This is a genomic window from Pseudomonas graminis (assembly GCF_013201545.1).
GTDB lineage: Bacteria > Pseudomonadota > Gammaproteobacteria > Pseudomonadales > Pseudomonadaceae > Aquipseudomonas.
Window position 1 is genome coordinate 1,553,096 of the sequence record NZ_CP053746.1, and the last position, 16,667, is coordinate 1,569,762.

A 16,667-nucleotide genomic window follows, 5' to 3' on the forward strand; every position below is an offset into this window, starting at 1 on the left:
GCTTAACTCCTGGGCATGGAAGGTCACTTCGGTGGCCGCAGTTCGACCGGCCGAGGTGATATGAGTTCGCAAGTGTAACGCCTGCGGCCGTAAAAAAGGGCAGCCGTTCGCTACCCTTTTTGGCCCGTCCGGGCAGCTCTGTCGGCAATTTGTTTTACTAACCGTGTCCGTCAGTATCGCGGTCCCGACGCTCAATGGAGGCCTTGAATGTAAGCCGCGAGCGCTTCGATATCCTTGTTGCTCAGTTTCGCGGCAATGGTGCGCATGACCCGCGTGTCGCCGTCGTTGCTGCGATCACCTTCGCGGAACGCCGTGAGCTGTTTCTTGATGTATTCGGCGTGCTGCCCACTCAGGTGCGGAAAACCTGCCGTTGCAATCCCCGCACCGTCTGGAGAGTGGCAGCCGGTGCAGGCCGGCATGCCCTGATCGAGCTTGCCAAAGCGAAACAGCGCTTCACCAAGCGAGACGAGATCGGGATCGGCTGTGCCGACGCTGCCTTTCTGGCCGGCGTAATAAGCGGCGATGTCGGCCAATTCCTGATCGGTGAGCGGATTGAGCACGCCAGTCATTTCCAACACGACCCGCTTGCCGTCCTTGATGTCGTGCAGTTGGTTGAGCAGATAGCGCTCACCCTGGCTGGCGAGCTTCGGGAAGATGGGGACCAGGCTATTGCCGTCAGGGCCATGGCAAGCGCCGCAAACCGCTGTTTTCGCCTGGCCGGCGACCGGATCGCCCGCTGGCGAGTCAGCGGCCTGCACGAAGCCATTCAGGCTCAGGGTCAACAGCAGGCTCGACAGAAATGCGTTCATGGGTTGATCCGATGCGGCTGAAAGTGCGGCCCTCATGATGGGCTGTCTTGAGAGGAAGCGGCCCGTTTTTTGGACGTTTCAGTGCACAGGCCAGGCGGGTTCTCGCGTCGGCAACACCCTTGCGGGGGCAGGACAAGGCACACATGAAAACCCGCGGCATTATATACTCGCGCCCATTGAACGGAAAAAGACACCCCGTTGCCGCGCACGTCGCAACGCCCTCACCGGATATCCCATGCAACTCAAGAACCCTATTCTCGGCCTGTGCCAACAAGCCAAGTTCATGCTCAGCGCTGCCAAAGTCGACCAATGCCCGGATGACGAAGGCTTTGAAGTCGCATTCGCCGGCCGCTCCAACGCCGGTAAATCCAGCGCGCTGAACACCCTGACTCACGCCAGCCTGGCGCGCACGTCGAAAACCCCCGGCCGTACCCAGCTGCTGAACTTTTTCAGCCTGGACGACGACCGCCGTCTGGTCGACTTGCCCGGCTACGGTTACGCGAAGGTGCCGATTCCGCTGAAGCTGCACTGGCAGCGCCACCTCGAAGCCTACCTCGGCGGCCGTGAAAGTCTGAAGGGGTTGATCCTGATGATGGACATCCGCCACCCGATGACCGACTTCGACCTTCTGATGCTCGACTGGGCGATCGCCAGTGGTATGCCGATGCATATTCTGCTGACCAAAGCTGACAAGCTGACCTTTGGCGCGGCGAAAAACACGCTGCTCAAAGTCCAGTCGGAAATACATCGCGGTTGGGGTGACGCAATCACCATCCAGCTGTTCTCGGCACCCAAGCGCATGGGCCTGGAAGAGGCTTACACCGTGCTGGCCGACTGGATGGAACTGGAAGACAAGGCACCGGCGGCCTGAATCGCAGGCAAAAAAAACCCCGGACTTCATGTGGGGAGGGGAAGTTCGGGGTACAAGTCCAGACCTCTCGGGAGGGGTCCGGATATCTGCCAACACTTAACACAACATAGGAGCATGAATGGCTACGTCAGCCATTCGCAAACTCAGACCGGGTTTTGTCCGCCGAAGTTCAAAACCGGCGGAAATTTAATGAGATAGCGGCTCTGATCCTGCGCAGAATCGGAACGACAACGTTGTTAATGCGCCTCGTCCCAGTTGTTCCCGACACCCACTTCGACCAGCAGCGGAACATCCAGCTCGGCCGCGCCGCTCATGTGCACGCGGATGTCTTTGCTGATCTGCTCGACCAGATCTTCACGCACCTCCAGCACCAGTTCATCGTGAACCTGCAGGATGACGCGAGCATCCAGACCTGACGCATCCAGCCAGCCGTTCACCGCCACCATCGCCCGCTTGATGATGTCAGCCGCCGTACCTTGCATCGGCGCGTTGATCGCCATGCGTTCGGCACCTTTGCGCAGCGCCTGATTCTTTGCGTTGATGTCCGGCAGGTAAAGGCGACGGCCGAAGATGGTCTCGACGTACCCTTGTTCCGCCGCCTGTGCACGGGTGCGCTCCATGTAATTCAGTACGCCGGGATAGCGCGCGAAATAGCGATCCACGTACGCCTGGGACTGCTTGCGATCGACACCAATTTGCTTGGCCAGCCCGAACGCGCTCATGCCGTAAATCAGCCCGAAATTGATCGCCTTGGCGCTGCGGCGCATGTCGTTGGTCACGTCCGGCAGTTCGACACCAAATACCTCGCCCGCGGTCGCCCGATGCACATCCAGGTCGTTGCGGAAGGCATGCAGCAAACCTTCGTCCTTGGCCAGATGCGCCATGATCCGCAGCTCGATCTGCGAGTAGTCCGCCGCCAGCAGCTTGTAGCCTTGAGGGGCGACAAACGCCTGGCGAATGCGACGGCCCTCGGCGGTGCGGATGGGTATGTTCTGCAGGTTCGGGTCACTGGAGGATAGACGGCCGGTCACCGCCACCGCCTGATGGTAGGAGGTGTGGATTCGCCCGGTGCGCGGATTTATCTGCTCCGGGAGGCGATCGGTGTACGTGCTCTTCAGTTTGCTCATCGAGCGGTACTGCATCAGCACTTTCGGCAGCGGATATTCTTGCTCGGCCAGTTCCGCGAGCACCGCTTCAGCCGTGGACGGCTGGCCGGTGGCGGTCTTGCTGATGATCGGCATGCCGAGCTTTTCGTAGAGAATCACACCGAGCTGCTTGGGCGAGCCGAGATTGAACTCCTCACCGGCGATGGCGAAAGCTTCGCGCTCAAGCTCGGTCATCTTGTTGCCCAGCTCGACGCTCTGATTGCCGAGCAGGTTGGCATCGACCAGCGCGCCTTGACGCTCGATCCGCGCCAAGACAGGCATGAGCGGCATCTCTATGTCGTTCAGGACCGGGGCCAGACTCGGCGTTTTGGCCAGTCTGTCCTGCAGCACTTCGTGAAGGCGCAACGTCAGGTCGGCCTCCTCAGCTGCATAGGTACCAGCCTGCTCCAGCGCGATCTGGTCGAAACTCAGCTGTTTCGCACCTTTGCCCGCGATGTCCTGGAAATTCACCGGTGTGTGGTCCAGGTACTTGGCGACCAGGCTGTCACGGTCGTGACGCGTCGCAGTGGAGTCGAGCACGTAGGATTCGAGCATCGTGTCGAACTTGATGCCCTGCACGTTGATGCCTTGGCTCTGGTCGCCATCGATGGCACAGTTGGCCAGCAGGTTAATCGCGAACTTGGCGTGCTGGCCGACCTTGATTTTGCTCGCGTCCTCCAGCATGGGCTTGACCGCTTTCAGCACCGCTTCGCGGTCCAGTTGCTGCTGCACGCCCATATAGGAATGGGTGAGCGGGATATAACAAGCTTCGTGGGTCTTGATCGCAAACGACAGGCCGACGATCTGCGCACGCTGGGCATCAGTGCCGTTGCTCTGCACCACGAAGGCGAACAGCTGCGCGGCTTCGAGCTTTTTCAGCCAGTCGTCGAATTGGGTCTGCTCAAGAATGAGTTCGTACCTGGCCTCGATGACGGGCGCGGGCTCGGCAGCGGGAATAACTTCAGCACCTTCCTGGCGGGCGTCACGCTGCAGATCGGTGATCCAGCTCTTGAATTCCAGCTCGGTGTACAGCGCCATCAGCGCTTCACGATCTGGCTCGCCGCAGTGCAAAGCGTCGAGCTCGATGTCCAGCGGTACGTCGATCTTGATGGTTGCCAGCTCGTAGGACAGGAAGGCCATCTCCTTGTGCTCTTCGAGCTTGGCCGGCAGGGATTTGGCACCCCGAAGCGGCAGCGTTGCCACTTTGTCGAGGTTCGCGTAGAGCTCTTTCAGGCCACCGTTGATGCCCACCAGCAGGCCCGCTGCGGTTTTCTCACCGACACCCGGGACACCGGGGATGTTGTCGACTTTGTCGCCCATCAAGGCGAGGTAATCGATGATGTGTTCCGGGCCGACGCCGAACTTTTCTTTTACGCCGGCGACGTCCAGCACACTGCCGGTCATGGTATTGACCAGGGTGATGTGGCCGTCGACCAACTGGGCCATGTCTTTGTCACCGGTGGAGATGACCACCGGACGATCCGCGGCCGCGCTGCTGCGCGCCAATGTGCCGATCACGTCATCGGCCTCTACGCCTTCAACGCACAACAGTGGGTAGCCGAGGCCTCGCACGCAGTTGTGCAAGAAGTCGATCTGCACCCGCATGTCGTCCGGCATGCTGGGGCGGTTGGCTTTGTACTCGCCGTACAGCGCGTCGCGGAACGTTCCGCCCTTGGCATCGAAAACCACGGCAAACGGGCTTTCGGGATATTGCCTGCGCAGGCTTTTAAGCATGTTCAGCACGCCCTTGACCGCACCGGTGGGCAGGCCTTTGGAGGTCATGAGCGGCGGCAGCGCATGGAACGCGCGGTAAAGATAAGAAGAACCGTCCACCAGGACGAGGGGCGCAAGACTCATGTGCAAGATCAACCTTTTCGGCGGGGTCGGCGCTAGAATGCGCGGACCGTTGACGACAAAGGGACAAGGTTATCATGCGCGCGCTGAATCGCCTGTTACTGCTCGGCGGGTTGATTGCCTGTCCGTGGCTGGCGGTCGCGGCGGATGACGAAGCGCCATCGGCAGAGCCTGGCGTGATCATCCGTCAGGACAGCGACGGCTTCATCAAGGAGTATCGTGCGAACGGATTCGTGTACGCCGTGAAGATCACGCCCAAACACGGCAAGCCGTATTATCTGGTGCGGGCCGACGGCACAAGTGGTCAATTCATCCGTTCGGATCAACCGGACATGCTGATACCCCAATGGGTACTATTCAGCTGGTAACGCCCTACATTCACTCTCTTGCTGGCAGTCTTCTATGTCCGTTTTTACTCCCCTGGCTCGGCCCGAGCTGGAAGCTTTTCTCGCCCCGTACGGGCTTGGCGCCCTGCGTGATTTTCAGGGCATCGCCGCTGGAAGTGAAAACACCAATTTCTTCATCAGCCTTGAGCAAGGCGAGTTCGTGCTGACTCTGGTCGAGCGCGGCCCGGTTCAGGAGATGCCGTTTTTCATTGAATTGCTGGATGTCCTCCACGACGCCAATCTGCCTGTGCCCTACGCACTGCGCACCACCGACGGCCAGGCCCTGCGCGAGCTGAAAGGCAAGCCGGCGCTGCTGCAACCGCGCCTGTCCGGCAAGCACCCGGCTGAGCCCAATACTCAGCACTGCGTGCAGATCGGCGAATTCATGGCGCACATGCACATGGCCACACGCAGCCAGACCATCGAACGCAAAACCGACCGTGGTCTGGACTGGATGCTGGAGGAGGGCGGTAATTTCATCTCCCACCTGGACGAAGCGCAGGGCGCGCTGCTGACCAAGGCTGTAGAGGAAATTCAGCGGCGCAAGGCGAGCATCATGGCGCTGCCGCGGGCCAACCTGCACGCCGACCTGTTCCGCGACAACACGCTGTTCGAAGGCACTCACCTGACGGGCGTGATCGATTTCTACAATGCTTGTTCCGGGCCGATGCTGTACGACGTGGCGATTGCGGTGAATGACTGGTGCTCGTTTGAGGATGGCACCATCGATGGGCCGCGCGCCCGTGCTTTTCTGGGTGCCTATGCCGCGCTGAGGCCGTTCACCGCCGCCGAAGCCGAGCTGTGGTCGACGATGCTGCGCGTGGGTTGCGTGCGCTTCTGGCTGTCACGCCTGATCGCCGCCGAAACCTTCGCCGGGCAGGACGTGCTGATCCATGATCCGGACGAATTCCGCAAACGCCTGGAACAGCGCCAGGAAACACATATTCCGTTGCCGTTTGCGTTGTAAAAGTCGAGAAGCAAGGCTGGAGCGCCACTCCATTTACTCCCACACAGCACCGTCCATGTGGGAGTGAGCTTGCTCACGAAGGCGTTGGTCCAGAGCTTACAAACCTTCCAGACACCCTGCCAGATCATCCGCCAGCTTGCTCAGCAATTGCTCGTAACCCTGGGCGGTGGCGGGTGTGTAGCCGCCCAACCCGTCCAGCTCGGCCAGCTTGACCGGCAAACCCGCACTCAACGTGTCGGCCAGACGCGGGCGAAGGGGGGGCTCGCTGAACACGCAGGTCTTGCCGAATTCGGTCAACCGCGCGCGCATGGCGGCGACGTGCTGAGCACCCGGCTGAACCTCGCTGCTGACGGCAAAGACGCCCGCATGCTTCAACCCATACGCCTCTTCGAAATAATCAAACGCCTCGTGGAACACGAAATACTGCTTGCTCGAAATCCCGGCGACGCGCTGTTTGATTTTGGCGTCCAGCGCGTCAAGGCGTGCGTCGAAGGCCTTCGCGTTGCTCTCATAACGCGCGGCATTGGCGGGATCGGCCTGGCTCAAGTCAGCGGCCATCTTTGCCGTAATCACCCGAGCATTGACCGAAGACAGCCACAAATGCGCATCGACGCTGCCCGGGCGGTGGTCGTGGTCATGCTCGTCTTCGTCATCATCGTGATGCTCGGCGTTGGCGGTAAAATGACGCAGGTGCATGCCGGGCAACGACTCGACCGGGACCGAGGCTTTGCTGCGCCCGGACAACACGCGTGGCAGGAACGTCTCCATGTCCGGGCCAATCCAGTAGAGCAAATCGGCTTCCTGTACGCGCCGTACGTCGGACGGCCGTAGCGCGTAGTTATGAGGGGATGCGCCCGGCGGAAGCAGGACTTCCGGCACCGCGATTCCGTCCTGCACCGCGGCGGCAATCAGCTGCAGCGGCTTTATGCTGGTCAGTACGCGCACGCTGGCATCGGCGGCAGTGACGGTTGAAAACCCAGTAATAAATACGACAAAAAGTAAAAAAAGTCGGGACACGATAACCACTCATGGGGGCAGGAACGGGTAACATAATAACGTCTCTCTCAAAGGCCGTCGCCGCTCATGTCTAAAACACCCCTGGCCAGTCGCCCCCACGATCACTCCCACTGCGTGCACAGTGCGCTCACTGAAGCCGACACGCTGTGCGCGGGCAAAGGCCTGCGCCTGACGGCCCTGCGTCGTCGCGTGCTGGAGCTGGTCTGGCAGAGCCACAAGCCGCTGGGCGCCTATGACATCCTCGCCGTGCTCAGCGAAGAAGACGGCCGCCGCGCCGCGCCGCCCACGGTGTACCGCGCGCTGGACTTTCTGCTGGAAAACGGCTTGGTGCACCGCATCGCGTCGTTGAATGCCTTTGCCGGTTGCAACCACCCGACCCACGCGCATCAGGGCCAGTTCCTGATCTGCCGCGAGTGCCACGCCGCCATTGAGCTGCAGCACGGCAGCATCAGCTCGGCCATAGTCGACGCCGCCAACGAGGTGGGCTTTGCCGTTGAAGCCCAGACTGTCGAAGTCGTTGGCGTATGTGCCGGATGCAAGGCCGCCTGATGAGCGATGCACTGATCCGCCTGAAGGACGTCAGCGTGACACGCGCCGGCCAGAGCGTACTGGAACATATCCAGCTGAGCGTCAGTTCAGGTGAAATCGTCACCCTGATCGGCCCCAATGGGGCGGGCAAGACCACGCTGGTGCGCGCCGTGCTCGGGCTGCTCAAGGCTGATTCGGGCGAAATCTGGCGCAAGCCGAAACTGCGCGTCGGTTACATGCCCCAGAAGCTGCACATTGATGCCACGCTGCCGTTGTCGGTCTTGCGTTTCTTGCGTCTGGTACCCGGCGTCGATCGCGATACCGCACGGGCGGCGCTGGTCGAGGTCGGCGCCGAAAAGGTCATCGACAGCCCGCTGCAAGGGATTTCCGGTGGCGAGATGCAGCGCGTGCTACTGGCGCGAGCGCTGTTGCGCAAGCCGGAGCTGCTGGTGCTCGACGAGCCGGTGCAGGGCGTCGATGTCGCCGGACAGGCCGAGCTGTACGCGCTGATCACTCAGCTGCGCAACCGGCATCAATGCGGCGTGCTGATGGTTTCCCATGACCTGCATCTGGTCATGAGCACCACCGATCAGGTGGTCTGCCTCAATCGCCATGTGTGCTGCTCCGGTCATCCCGAGCAGGTCAGCAACGATCCTGCCTTCGTGGAGCTGTTCGGCCTGAACGCCCCGAGCCTCGCGATCTACCACCATCATCACGATCATGCGCACGACCTGCATGGCGAAGTCTGCCAACCCGCGCCGGCTCACGATCACGCCCATACCCACACTCATGACCACGGGGACAGCTGCAAGCATGGCTGATTTTCTTCTTTACGCCTTGCTCGCAGGCCTCGCGTTAGCGGTAGTGGCAGGCCCTCTGGGGTCTTTCGTGGTCTGGCGGCGCATGGCTTATTTTGGCGACACGCTGTCCCACGCCGCGTTGCTCGGCGTGGCACTGGGCTTTCTGCTGGATATCAGCCCGACGATCGCCGTGACCGTGGGCTGCCTGCTGCTCGCAGTGTTGCTGGTAACCCTGCAGCAACGTCAACCGCTGGCGTCCGACACGCTGCTGGGGATTCTAGCGCCAAGCACCTTGTCACTCGGGCTGGTGGTGTTGAGCTTCATGCGTGATGTGCGCATCGACTTGATGGGCTATCTGTTCGGCGACCTGCTGGCCATCAGCCCGAACGATCTGGCGTGGATCCTCGCAGGCAGCGCGTTGGTGCTGGTGTTGATCTGCGCGCTGTGGCGGCCGCTGCTGGCGATCACTGTGCATGAAGAGCTGGCGACGGTCGAAGGGCTGCCGGTGGCAACGCTGCGCATGACATTGATGCTGCTGATCGCCGTGGTCATCGCGGTGGCCATGAAGATCGTCGGCGTGTTGCTGATCACCTCGCTGCTGATCATTCCCGCCGCTGCGGCACAACGTCACGCCCGTTCGCCGGAGCAAATGGCCCTGGGTGCGAGCATCATTGGCGTCATCGCGGTATGCGCGGGGTTGGCGTTGTCCTGGTTCAAAGACACCCCGGCAGGCCCGTCCATCGTGGTCTCGGCGGCGGCACTGTTTCTGCTCAGCTTCCTTTTGCCCAAGCGGTAGAACCTTGGGTGGCGGGTAGAGTCATACTCCGCAATAATCGAATGGCGGCAATGTGCAATGACTCCTTGCCCGCCTACCGATAGTGATCAGTTATTTTCGGGGCAAGCCACTTGTGTGTAGACTTGCTCGTTTTTTGCGCAAATAGAGAATCGCAGGAATGAAGCCGTTCGCATCCCGTTATCTGCTGCTTGCTGCATTTTCCGTTCTGTTGAGCGCTTGCCAGAGCAAGCCCGTCGAGCAGCCGGTGCCTGTTGCGCCGCCCGATGCCTATCAGCAGCTGGAGCAAAACATCGCCAGCAGCGAGTTGGCCACCGCGGAAGATCAACTCGCCGCGCTGCAAAGCAAATCCCCGGACGACCCTCGACTTGAGCAATACCAGCGTCAGTTGGCTGAGGCTTATTTGAGCCGCAGCCAGATCGTGCTGCAAAAGGGTGACATGAACGCTGCCGCCACCGCGCTCAGCCGTGCTCGTGCCCTGATGCCAAAGGCTCCGGCGCTAACTAGTGGCGTCAACGGTGCCATCGCCCACGCCCGCAAAGCCGAGCTGGAAAAGGCGGAAGCCGATCTGCGGGCTGCCGAAGCCAAGCGCAAGGCGAAGGTGATCGACCCGAGCGCCGAGAGTACAACCATCGAGCTGAAGCTTGGGGACATGAAGCAGCTGCGCCGTCAGTTGAGTGACATCGCTGAAGACGTGACAGCCTTCAACTGCGACGTCATCGTGCAAGTGCCACGCACCGACGACTACCCTTGGCTGGCGACCTTGCTGACCAAGCGCGTCACAAAGATCAACCCGGATTTCGAACTGCAGATGCAGCGTGAAATCGAGCGAACCGAGCCTGCGAAGATTGTGTTGAAGCCCGCTCAGCTCTGATCGATTTTTGATCAAAAGAAAAGGCGTTGCCCTCGCGGGCAACGCCTTTTTTGCTACCGGCTAGCCTGCAGATTACGCAGGAATTGCCTTCGCTTTCGGCTCACGAGCCCAAACGCGGTGCTGCTGAATCGCATCGAAGAACGCCTTGAACGAGGCGCTGTCCGAAACGGCCAACAGGCCAGCATCTGCTTCCAGACGAAGCAGGTCGATCAGCTTCTGTGCATCACCTGCATATGCAATGGCTTTGAGGTGCTTGTAAGCCTCAAGCACGTAATGCAGTGCCACGCCGTCGCCGCTCAGCGCTTTGATCGAAGCATCGCCGCCCGGGATGAACACAGCGTCGAACGCGACCGATGGCAAACCTTCCATCGAAGCATCGACGGCCAGCGTCGCGCCGCTTGCGGTTTTAACCGGTGCGGAGGTAGGACCCAGCACCTTGGCGTGCGCGCCTTCGGCTTCCAGCGCAGCCTTCATTGTCGCTACAGCGTTGTCGTCGACGCCATTGGCGACCAAGATGGCAACTTTGCGCGAGGCAATATCGGCAGGCAGCAGGTTCGCCTGGCTCAACAGCGGCGACTCGACGACAGTCAACTTGCCATTGCTTTGCGCCTGGACAGTCAGGGCGGTCGGCGCGGGCAAGCCAAGGTTTTCAGCCACACGTTTAGCCAGTGTGAGGTCGATATTCGCGAGAATCTCATTCACCTGACGGGCGCGGATGTGCTCACGCTCGACCTTGCCCAACTCGAAGCTGTACGCCGCGATGATGTGCTCTTTCTCGTGCTCGCTCATGCTGTTGAAGAACAGCGTGGCCTGGGAGAAGTGATCGCCAAAGGAAGGGCTGCGCTCACGCACCTTCTCTGCCGAGACGCGCTCGTGATACGTCTCGAATCCGCCATCCTGCGGACCGGCAGGGGTTTCTTTCGGCCAGCCGCTATCGATCGAGTTCGGCTCGTAGGAAGCACGACCCTTGTCGATGGTGGTGCGGTGTTGCGCATCACGCTGGTTGTTGTGGTTCGGCGAGACCGGACGGTTGATCGGGATCTCGTGGAAGTTCGGCCCACCCAGTCGGCTGATCTGCGTATCGGTGTAGGAAAACAGCCGACCTTGCAGCAGCGGATCGTTGGAAAAGTCGATACCCGGCACGATGTGGCCAGGGCAGAACGCAACCTGCTCGGTCTCGGCGAAGTAGTTGTCCGGGTTACGGTTGAGGACCATCTTGCCCAGCGGCGTTACCGGCACCAGCTCTTCCGGGATGATTTTGGTCGGGTCCAGGAGGTCGAAGTCGAACTTGTGCTCGTCCTCCTCGGCGACGATCTGTACGCCCAGTTCCCATTCCGGATAGTCACCCATCTCGATGGATTCCCACAGATCGCGGCGATGGAAGTCAGTGTCCTTACCCGCAAGTTTCTGTGCTTCGTCCCACACCAGAGAGCACGTGCCGTACTTGGGTTTCCAGTGGAATTTGACGAACGAGGACTTGCCCTCGGTGTTGATCATGCGGAAGGTGTGAATGCCAAAGCCTTGCATCGAGCGCAGGCTTTTCGGGATCGCACGGTCGGACATGGTCCACAGCACCATGTGCGCGGATTCCGGCACCAAGGAAACGAAGTCCCAGAACGTGTCGTGAGCCGAGCCCCCGGTAGGGATTTCGTTATGAGGCTCTGGCTTCACGGCATGGACGAAATCGGGAAACTTGATGGCGTCCTGGATGAAGAACACAGGCATGTTGTTGCCGACCAGATCGTAGTTGCCTTCGCCGGTATAGAACTTGACTGCGAAACCGCGTACGTCACGGACGGTATCGCCGGAGCCGCGTGGGCCCTGAACTGTGGAAAAACGTACGAAGACCGGGGTTTTCTTGCCCGGGTCGCGCAGGAATTCGGCCTTGGACAGCGCGGAATGGTTCTCATAGGTCTGGAAATAACCGTGGGCCGCCGTGCCGCGCGCGTGGACGATGCGCTCCGGAATGCGTTCATGGTCAAAATGCGTGATTTTCTCGCGCATGATGAAGTCTTCGAGCAGCGAAGGGCCGCGCGAGCCAACTTTCAGCGTGTTCTGGTTGTCGGAGATCTTTACGCCCTGATTGGTGCGCAGAGCCTCGCCGGTGGCGTCGGAGCGGAACGTTTCAAGACTTTCGACCTTGGCGTTGGTATTGCCACGGTCCAGCGTGTCAGTGCCAGCCAGTTCACTGTTGGCGTTGGCGCTAACAGGTGGATTGGTGTTCGTACTCATCAGACAAAACTCCTCAGTTCGGACGGCTCCTTTTTTGCGCACCAGGGTGTGGCGGCGGCAGGAGCTCGTAAGCGGAAATGCCTGACACGAAGTCAGGCATTATTCAGGCGCTAAGTAAGTGACTGATGATGAAAACAGCCGTTCCGTTTGTTTTTCCGATTCTTCGATTTTCATCATCAGACTGACAGTCGGCCATCCATATGACCGTTCAGCAGGTTCGGTGCGAAATAAATGCTAAGAAGGCTGGGCCCAACCCGGATTCGACAGGCTAAAATGCGCGCCCGGTTTACCCAGCCGAAGCCGAAATGGCATCGCTCAGCAGCGTGATGAAGGCATGAGTCTCCACGCTGATTTTTCAACGCGCCCCACAAGGTTCGCTCCGTGATCGAGTTTCAGAACGTCCACAAAACCTATCGGGTCGCCGATCGGGAAATTCCCGCGCTGCACCCCACCAGCCTGCGCATCGAAAATGGCCAGGTGTTTGGCCTGATCGGCCACTCCGGCGCCGGCAAGAGCACCATGCTGCGCCTGATCAACCGCCTTGAAGCGCCCAGCGGCGGCAAGATCCTGGTTGATGACGTCGATGTCACCGCGCTGGACGCCGACGGTCTGCGCGGCTTCCGCCGTCAGGTCGGCATGATTTTCCAGCACTTCAATCTGCTGTCGTCCAAGACCGTGGCCGACAACGTCGCCATGCCGCTGACCCTGGCCGGGGACATGTCCCGCGCGCAGATCGATCAGCGCGTGGCCGAATTGCTGGCTCGCGTGGGTCTGTCCGACCACGCCAAAAAATATCCGGCGCAATTGTCCGGCGGTCAGAAGCAGCGGGTCGGCATCGCCCGCGCGCTGGCGACCAAGCCGAAGATTCTGCTGTGCGACGAGGCCACCAGCGCCCTCGACCCGCAAACCACGGCATCGGTGTTGCAGCTGCTGGCCGAGATCAATCGCGAACTGAAGCTGACCATCGTTTTGATCACCCACGAAATGGACGTGATCCGTCGCGTCTGCGATCAGGTGGCGGTCATGGATGCGGGCGTCATCGTCGAGCAGGGCGCTGTGGCCGATGTGTTTCTGCACCCCAAGCACCCGACCACTCGGCGCTTTGTGCAGGAAGACGAAGAGGTCGACGAAAACCAGCTGAACAGTGATTTCGCCCACGTTCAGGGCCGCATCGTGCGCCTGACGTTTCAGGGCGAAGCGACCTACGCGCCATTGCTGGGTACGGTCGCGCGGGAAACCGGGGTGGACTACAGCATTCTGGCCGGCCGTATCGACCGCATCAAAGACACGCCTTACGGGCAACTGACGCTGGCCATCACCGGTGGTGACATGGACGCCGCGTTTGCCCGCTTCACCGCAGCCGACGTTCACATGGAGGTCCTGCGCTGATGGACACTTTTCTCAACCTGTTTTCCAACGTCGACTGGTACGAAATCTGGCTGGCGACCGGCGACACCCTGATCATGCTCGGCGTCTCGCTGGCGTTCACCGTCCTGCTGGGCTTGCCGCTCGGCGTGCTGATGTTCCTGACCTCGCCGCGTCAGTTGCTTGAGAACAAGCCGGTCTACACCACCGTTGGCCTGATCGTGAACATGCTGCGGGCGCTGCCGTTCATCATCCTGCTGATCGTGATGATGCCGCTGACGGAAATCATCACCGGCACCTCGCTGGGCATTCTCGGCACGCTGCCGCCATTGATCGCAGGCGCCACCCCGTTCTTCGCCCGCCTGGTGGAAACCGCGCTGCGGGAAGTGGATCGCGGCATCATCGAGGCCACTCAGGCCATGGGCGCAACGACCCGGCAGATCGTGATCAAGGCGCTGTTGCCTGAAGCACGTCCGGGCATTCTTGCCGCAATCACCGTGACTGCGATTGCGCTGGTGTCGTTCACCGCCATGGCCGGTGCGGTCGGGGCCGGTGGCTTGGGCGATCTGGCGATTCGCTACGGTTACCAACGCTTCCAGAACGATGTGATGTTTGTGACGGTCGTATTACTGCTGGTGCTGGTGCAGATCCTGCAAACCGTCGGCGACAGGCTGGTCGCGCACTTTTCACACCGTTAACCGAATTCGCCGGTCACTGACCGGCCAATGCATGCCACCGCGCGTGCATTTCAGGAGTAGTAGACATGAAGAAGTTGTTGGCTGTATTCGCTGCTGTGGCGGCGCTGTCTGCCCATGCTGACGAGACCTTGACCGTGGCAGCCTCCGCCGTGCCCCACGCCGAGATTCTCGAGTTCGTGAAGCCGATGCTGGCGAAGGAAGGTGTGACGCTGAACGTGAAGGTGTTCAACGATTACATTCAGCCGAACGTGCAGGTCGATCAGAAACGCATGGACGCCAACTTCTTCCAGCACCAGCCATATTTGGATGAGTTCAACAAGGGCAAGGGCACCCATCTGGTGAGCGTGGCCAAGGTTCATATCGAGCCTTTTGGCGCTTACTCGGACAAGCTCAAGAGCCTCGCCGAGCTGCCGGACGGCGCTAATGTCGCGATCCCGAATGACGCCACCAACGAGGGCCGTGCGCTGTTGCTGCTGGTCAAGGCCGGCCTGATTACCCTGAAGGACCCGAACAGCATCACCGCCAAGCCAGGCGATGTTCAGCAGAACCCGAAGAATCTGAAATTCCGCGAACTGGAAGCCGCTACTCTGCCACGCGTGCTGACGCAGGTGAACCTGGCGCTGATCAACACCAATTACGCCCTGACCGCCAAGCTTGATCCGACCAAGGATGCGTTGATCATCGAAGGATCGGAGTCGCCTTACGCGAACATCCTCGTGACCCGCGAAGACAATAAGGATGCCCCGGCCATCCAGAAACTGGTCGCCGCACTGCACAGCCCGGAAACCAAGGCGTTCATCGTCGAGAAGTACAAAGGCGCGGTCGTTCCGGCGTTCTGATCCCCCCACACCAATGATCTCGGCGCAACGCCGAGATCATCGTTCTTCACTTCCTCTCCACCAGCCCCGGCAACTGCGCCACCAACTTCTGGCTGTTCAGCGGCGCGCGGATAAAGCCGCGTTGGGTGCCGTCGGGGCCGAGGAGGGCGAGGTTGCCGCTGTGGTCGACCGTGTAGCCCGGCTTGCTGGTATCCGCCGGGATGTAGGGGATGCTCACGGCATTCGCCAGCTTCTGCAGCGTATCCACCGGCGCTCTCAGACCGACGAACTGCTTGTCGAAATAACCCAGATACTGTTTGAGCTGTTGCGGGGTGTCGCGATCGGGATCGACGCTGACCAGCACAATGCGCAGTTTGTCGACGGCCTCACTGGGCAGCTCGCTTTTGATCTGACGCAGCTGAGCGAGAGTAGTCGGGCAGATGTCCGGGCAGAAGGTGTAGCCGAAGAACAGCACCGTCCATTTGCCCTTTAGTTGGTTCAAGGAAACGGGCTGGCCGTCCTGATCGGTGAGCGAGAGATCCGGCACGGTACGGCTCTGCGGGAGAAGGATAATCCCCGCATCGATAAGCGCGATCTGGTCGCCCTGAGCCGATCCGGACAGCACACGGTTGACGGTCAGGCCAAGCACCAGCGCCAGAATGGCCACAAGGATGAATACGGTTTTTTGAGTTCGGGTCATGAGTTCAGCACAATGAGTGATCCACGATCGCGCGATTATGCACATAACCATGAAGCTGTTATGACAATTACGTCTTAGCGTCATTTGTGGGCAGGCTAAGGTATGGACTTCCCTATAATGACTGCCTGGTTTCACTGCCTATGGAGCATTCATGAACACCGCCGCATTGCGCGAGCAGATCACCCGAGCTCAGGAACACGAAAACCAATCCGGCCAGCTAGCGCGCCAGTTGGAGTCGCAACTTCCTCATCTTCACCCGTCCATTCACTTGCCAGACGTAGACGCGCGAGGCGTGCTGACGCGTTTCGTCATTGCTTACATCGGTCAGGTGCCGGACCTGCTGGACGCCGCCCATGACGTCGCATTGCAGGCGGGCATTGAAAGCCAGATCAAGCCGGTCCTGAAAATCGCCGAGCAATTCTTCAGCGCGCCTCCCGCCATCATGGCGGGCCACGAAGGTCTGGACGGGCTGCTGGATGAGGCGTATCTGGCCCACCGTCTGGTGGAGGAAGTGAATGATCTGTACATCAAGCATTTCGGCCAGCCGCTGATACCGATGAACACCACGGTGGCCAGCGTCATCGCCCATCAACTGATCGGCGAGGCCTTCGCCAATCAGCTCGACGAAGTGGTGCATCACGCCATCGACGAGATGCTCGACGACGACAGCTTCTCCCTGGAGTCGGTGGAAACCTACCGCGAGCGCCTTGCCAGCCCGGACACCGATGCGGCGTGGAAACGCTGGCCCAGCCTGTCACGTCAGTTGGGCGTAGGGCTGGAACTGGAGCGCGGGAAAGACTGATCCCGCAC

The 16,667-nt window shown here is 60.3% G+C and carries 16 protein-coding genes; 11 read left to right on the top strand and 5 right to left on the bottom strand.

All coding sequences use genetic code 11. The features are described from left to right. Window positions 1-191: 191 nt before the first annotated feature. A complete protein-coding gene (locus FX982_RS07105) occupies window positions 192-809 on the bottom strand; it encodes a c-type cytochrome (protein WP_172610136.1) in 618 nt (205 codons plus the stop codon). 235 nt (window positions 810-1,044) lie between these two features. Between FX982_RS07105 and yihA the strand changes: the two genes are divergently transcribed. After that, entirely contained in the window at window positions 1,045-1,680 is a 636-nt protein-coding gene (gene yihA / locus FX982_RS07110; RefSeq protein ID WP_065987940.1) for a ribosome biogenesis GTP-binding protein YihA/YsxC, read from the top strand. Window positions 1,681-1,916: 236 nt separating this feature from the next. Here yihA and polA read toward each other — a convergent pair whose 3' ends face one another. Further along, entirely contained in the window at window positions 1,917-4,682 is a 2,766-nt protein-coding gene (gene polA / locus FX982_RS07115) for a DNA polymerase I (RefSeq protein ID WP_172610137.1), read from the bottom strand. A 74-nt stretch (window positions 4,683-4,756) separates the two neighbouring features. Here polA and FX982_RS07120 point away from each other — a divergent pair, with 74 nt between their 5' ends. Both FX982_RS07120 and FX982_RS07125 read left to right on the top strand, forming a co-directional pair. Continuing rightward, on the top strand, window positions 4,757-5,047 hold the full coding sequence (locus tag FX982_RS07120) for a DUF2782 domain-containing protein (RefSeq protein WP_172610138.1): 291 nt from the start codon (window positions 4,757-4,759) through the stop codon (window positions 5,045-5,047). Window positions 5,048-5,081: 34 nt separating this feature from the next. Beyond that, on the top strand, window positions 5,082-6,032 hold the full coding sequence (locus FX982_RS07125; RefSeq protein ID WP_172610139.1) for a homoserine kinase: 951 nt from the start codon (window positions 5,082-5,084) through the stop codon (window positions 6,030-6,032). 96 nt (window positions 6,033-6,128) lie between these two features. On the opposite strand, the gene FX982_RS07130 is transcribed toward FX982_RS07125, so the two are convergent. Beyond that, window positions 6,129-7,058, bottom strand: coding sequence for a zinc ABC transporter substrate-binding protein (locus FX982_RS07130; protein ID WP_172610140.1), 930 nt, complete (start codon window positions 7,056-7,058; stop codon window positions 6,129-6,131). 57 nt (window positions 7,059-7,115) lie between these two features. On the opposite strand from FX982_RS07130, the gene FX982_RS07135 reads away from it, so the two are divergent. The 4 genes from FX982_RS07135 to FX982_RS07150 all read left to right on the top strand — a co-directional run bounded on the left by FX982_RS07135 (window position 7,116) and on the right by FX982_RS07150 (window position 10,044). Beyond that, window positions 7,116-7,598, top strand: coding sequence for a Fur family transcriptional regulator (locus FX982_RS07135; RefSeq protein WP_172610141.1), 483 nt, complete (start codon window positions 7,116-7,118; stop codon window positions 7,596-7,598). Then, the gene (gene znuC / locus FX982_RS07140) at window positions 7,598-8,398 is read left to right on the top strand and encodes a zinc ABC transporter ATP-binding protein ZnuC (RefSeq protein ID WP_172610142.1); all 801 of its coding nucleotides are present in this window, start codon (window positions 7,598-7,600) and stop codon (window positions 8,396-8,398) included. The genes FX982_RS07135 and znuC overlap by 1 nt, the downstream gene beginning before the upstream one ends. Beyond that, window positions 8,391-9,173, top strand: coding sequence for a zinc ABC transporter permease subunit ZnuB (gene znuB / locus FX982_RS07145; protein WP_172610143.1), 783 nt, complete (start codon window positions 8,391-8,393; stop codon window positions 9,171-9,173). The genes znuC and znuB overlap by 8 nt, the downstream gene beginning before the upstream one ends. A 157-nt stretch (window positions 9,174-9,330) precedes the next feature. Beyond that, window positions 9,331-10,044, top strand: coding sequence for a PA5502 family lipoprotein (locus tag FX982_RS07150; protein WP_172610144.1), 714 nt, complete (start codon window positions 9,331-9,333; stop codon window positions 10,042-10,044). 72 nt (window positions 10,045-10,116) lie between these two features. Here the strand turns inward: FX982_RS07150 and katE are convergent, their stop codons facing one another. Next, on the bottom strand, window positions 10,117-12,276 hold the full coding sequence (katE, locus tag FX982_RS07155) for a catalase HPII (RefSeq protein ID WP_172610145.1): 2,160 nt from the start codon (window positions 12,274-12,276) through the stop codon (window positions 10,117-10,119). Between the two features lie 381 nt (window positions 12,277-12,657). On the opposite strand from katE, the gene FX982_RS07160 reads away from it, so the two are divergent. The 3 genes from FX982_RS07160 to FX982_RS07170 all read left to right on the top strand — a co-directional run bounded on the left by FX982_RS07160 (window position 12,658) and on the right by FX982_RS07170 (window position 15,178). Further along, entirely contained in the window at window positions 12,658-13,665 is a 1,008-nt protein-coding gene (locus tag FX982_RS07160; RefSeq protein ID WP_074886255.1) for a methionine ABC transporter ATP-binding protein, read from the top strand. After that, window positions 13,665-14,339, top strand: coding sequence for a methionine ABC transporter permease (locus tag FX982_RS07165; protein WP_065987960.1), 675 nt, complete (start codon window positions 13,665-13,667; stop codon window positions 14,337-14,339). Before FX982_RS07160 ends, FX982_RS07165 begins: the two co-directional genes overlap by 1 nt. A gap of 65 nt (window positions 14,340-14,404) precedes the next feature. Next, window positions 14,405-15,178 carry a MetQ/NlpA family ABC transporter substrate-binding protein gene (locus FX982_RS07170; RefSeq protein ID WP_172610146.1) on the top strand — a complete coding sequence of 258 codons (774 nt, stop codon included), beginning with the start codon at window positions 14,405-14,407 and terminating at the stop codon, window positions 15,176-15,178. A 46-nt stretch (window positions 15,179-15,224) separates the two neighbouring features. Here FX982_RS07170 and FX982_RS07175 read toward each other — a convergent pair whose 3' ends face one another. Next, window positions 15,225-15,857, bottom strand: coding sequence for an SCO family protein (locus FX982_RS07175; protein ID WP_172610147.1), 633 nt, complete (start codon window positions 15,855-15,857; stop codon window positions 15,225-15,227). Between the two features lie 151 nt (window positions 15,858-16,008). Here FX982_RS07175 and FX982_RS07180 point away from each other — a divergent pair, with 151 nt between their 5' ends. Beyond that, window positions 16,009-16,659: a hypothetical protein gene (locus FX982_RS07180; protein WP_172610148.1), complete on the top strand. Its 651-nt coding sequence runs from the start codon at window positions 16,009-16,011 to the stop codon at window positions 16,657-16,659. Window positions 16,660-16,667: the final 8 nt, after the last annotated feature.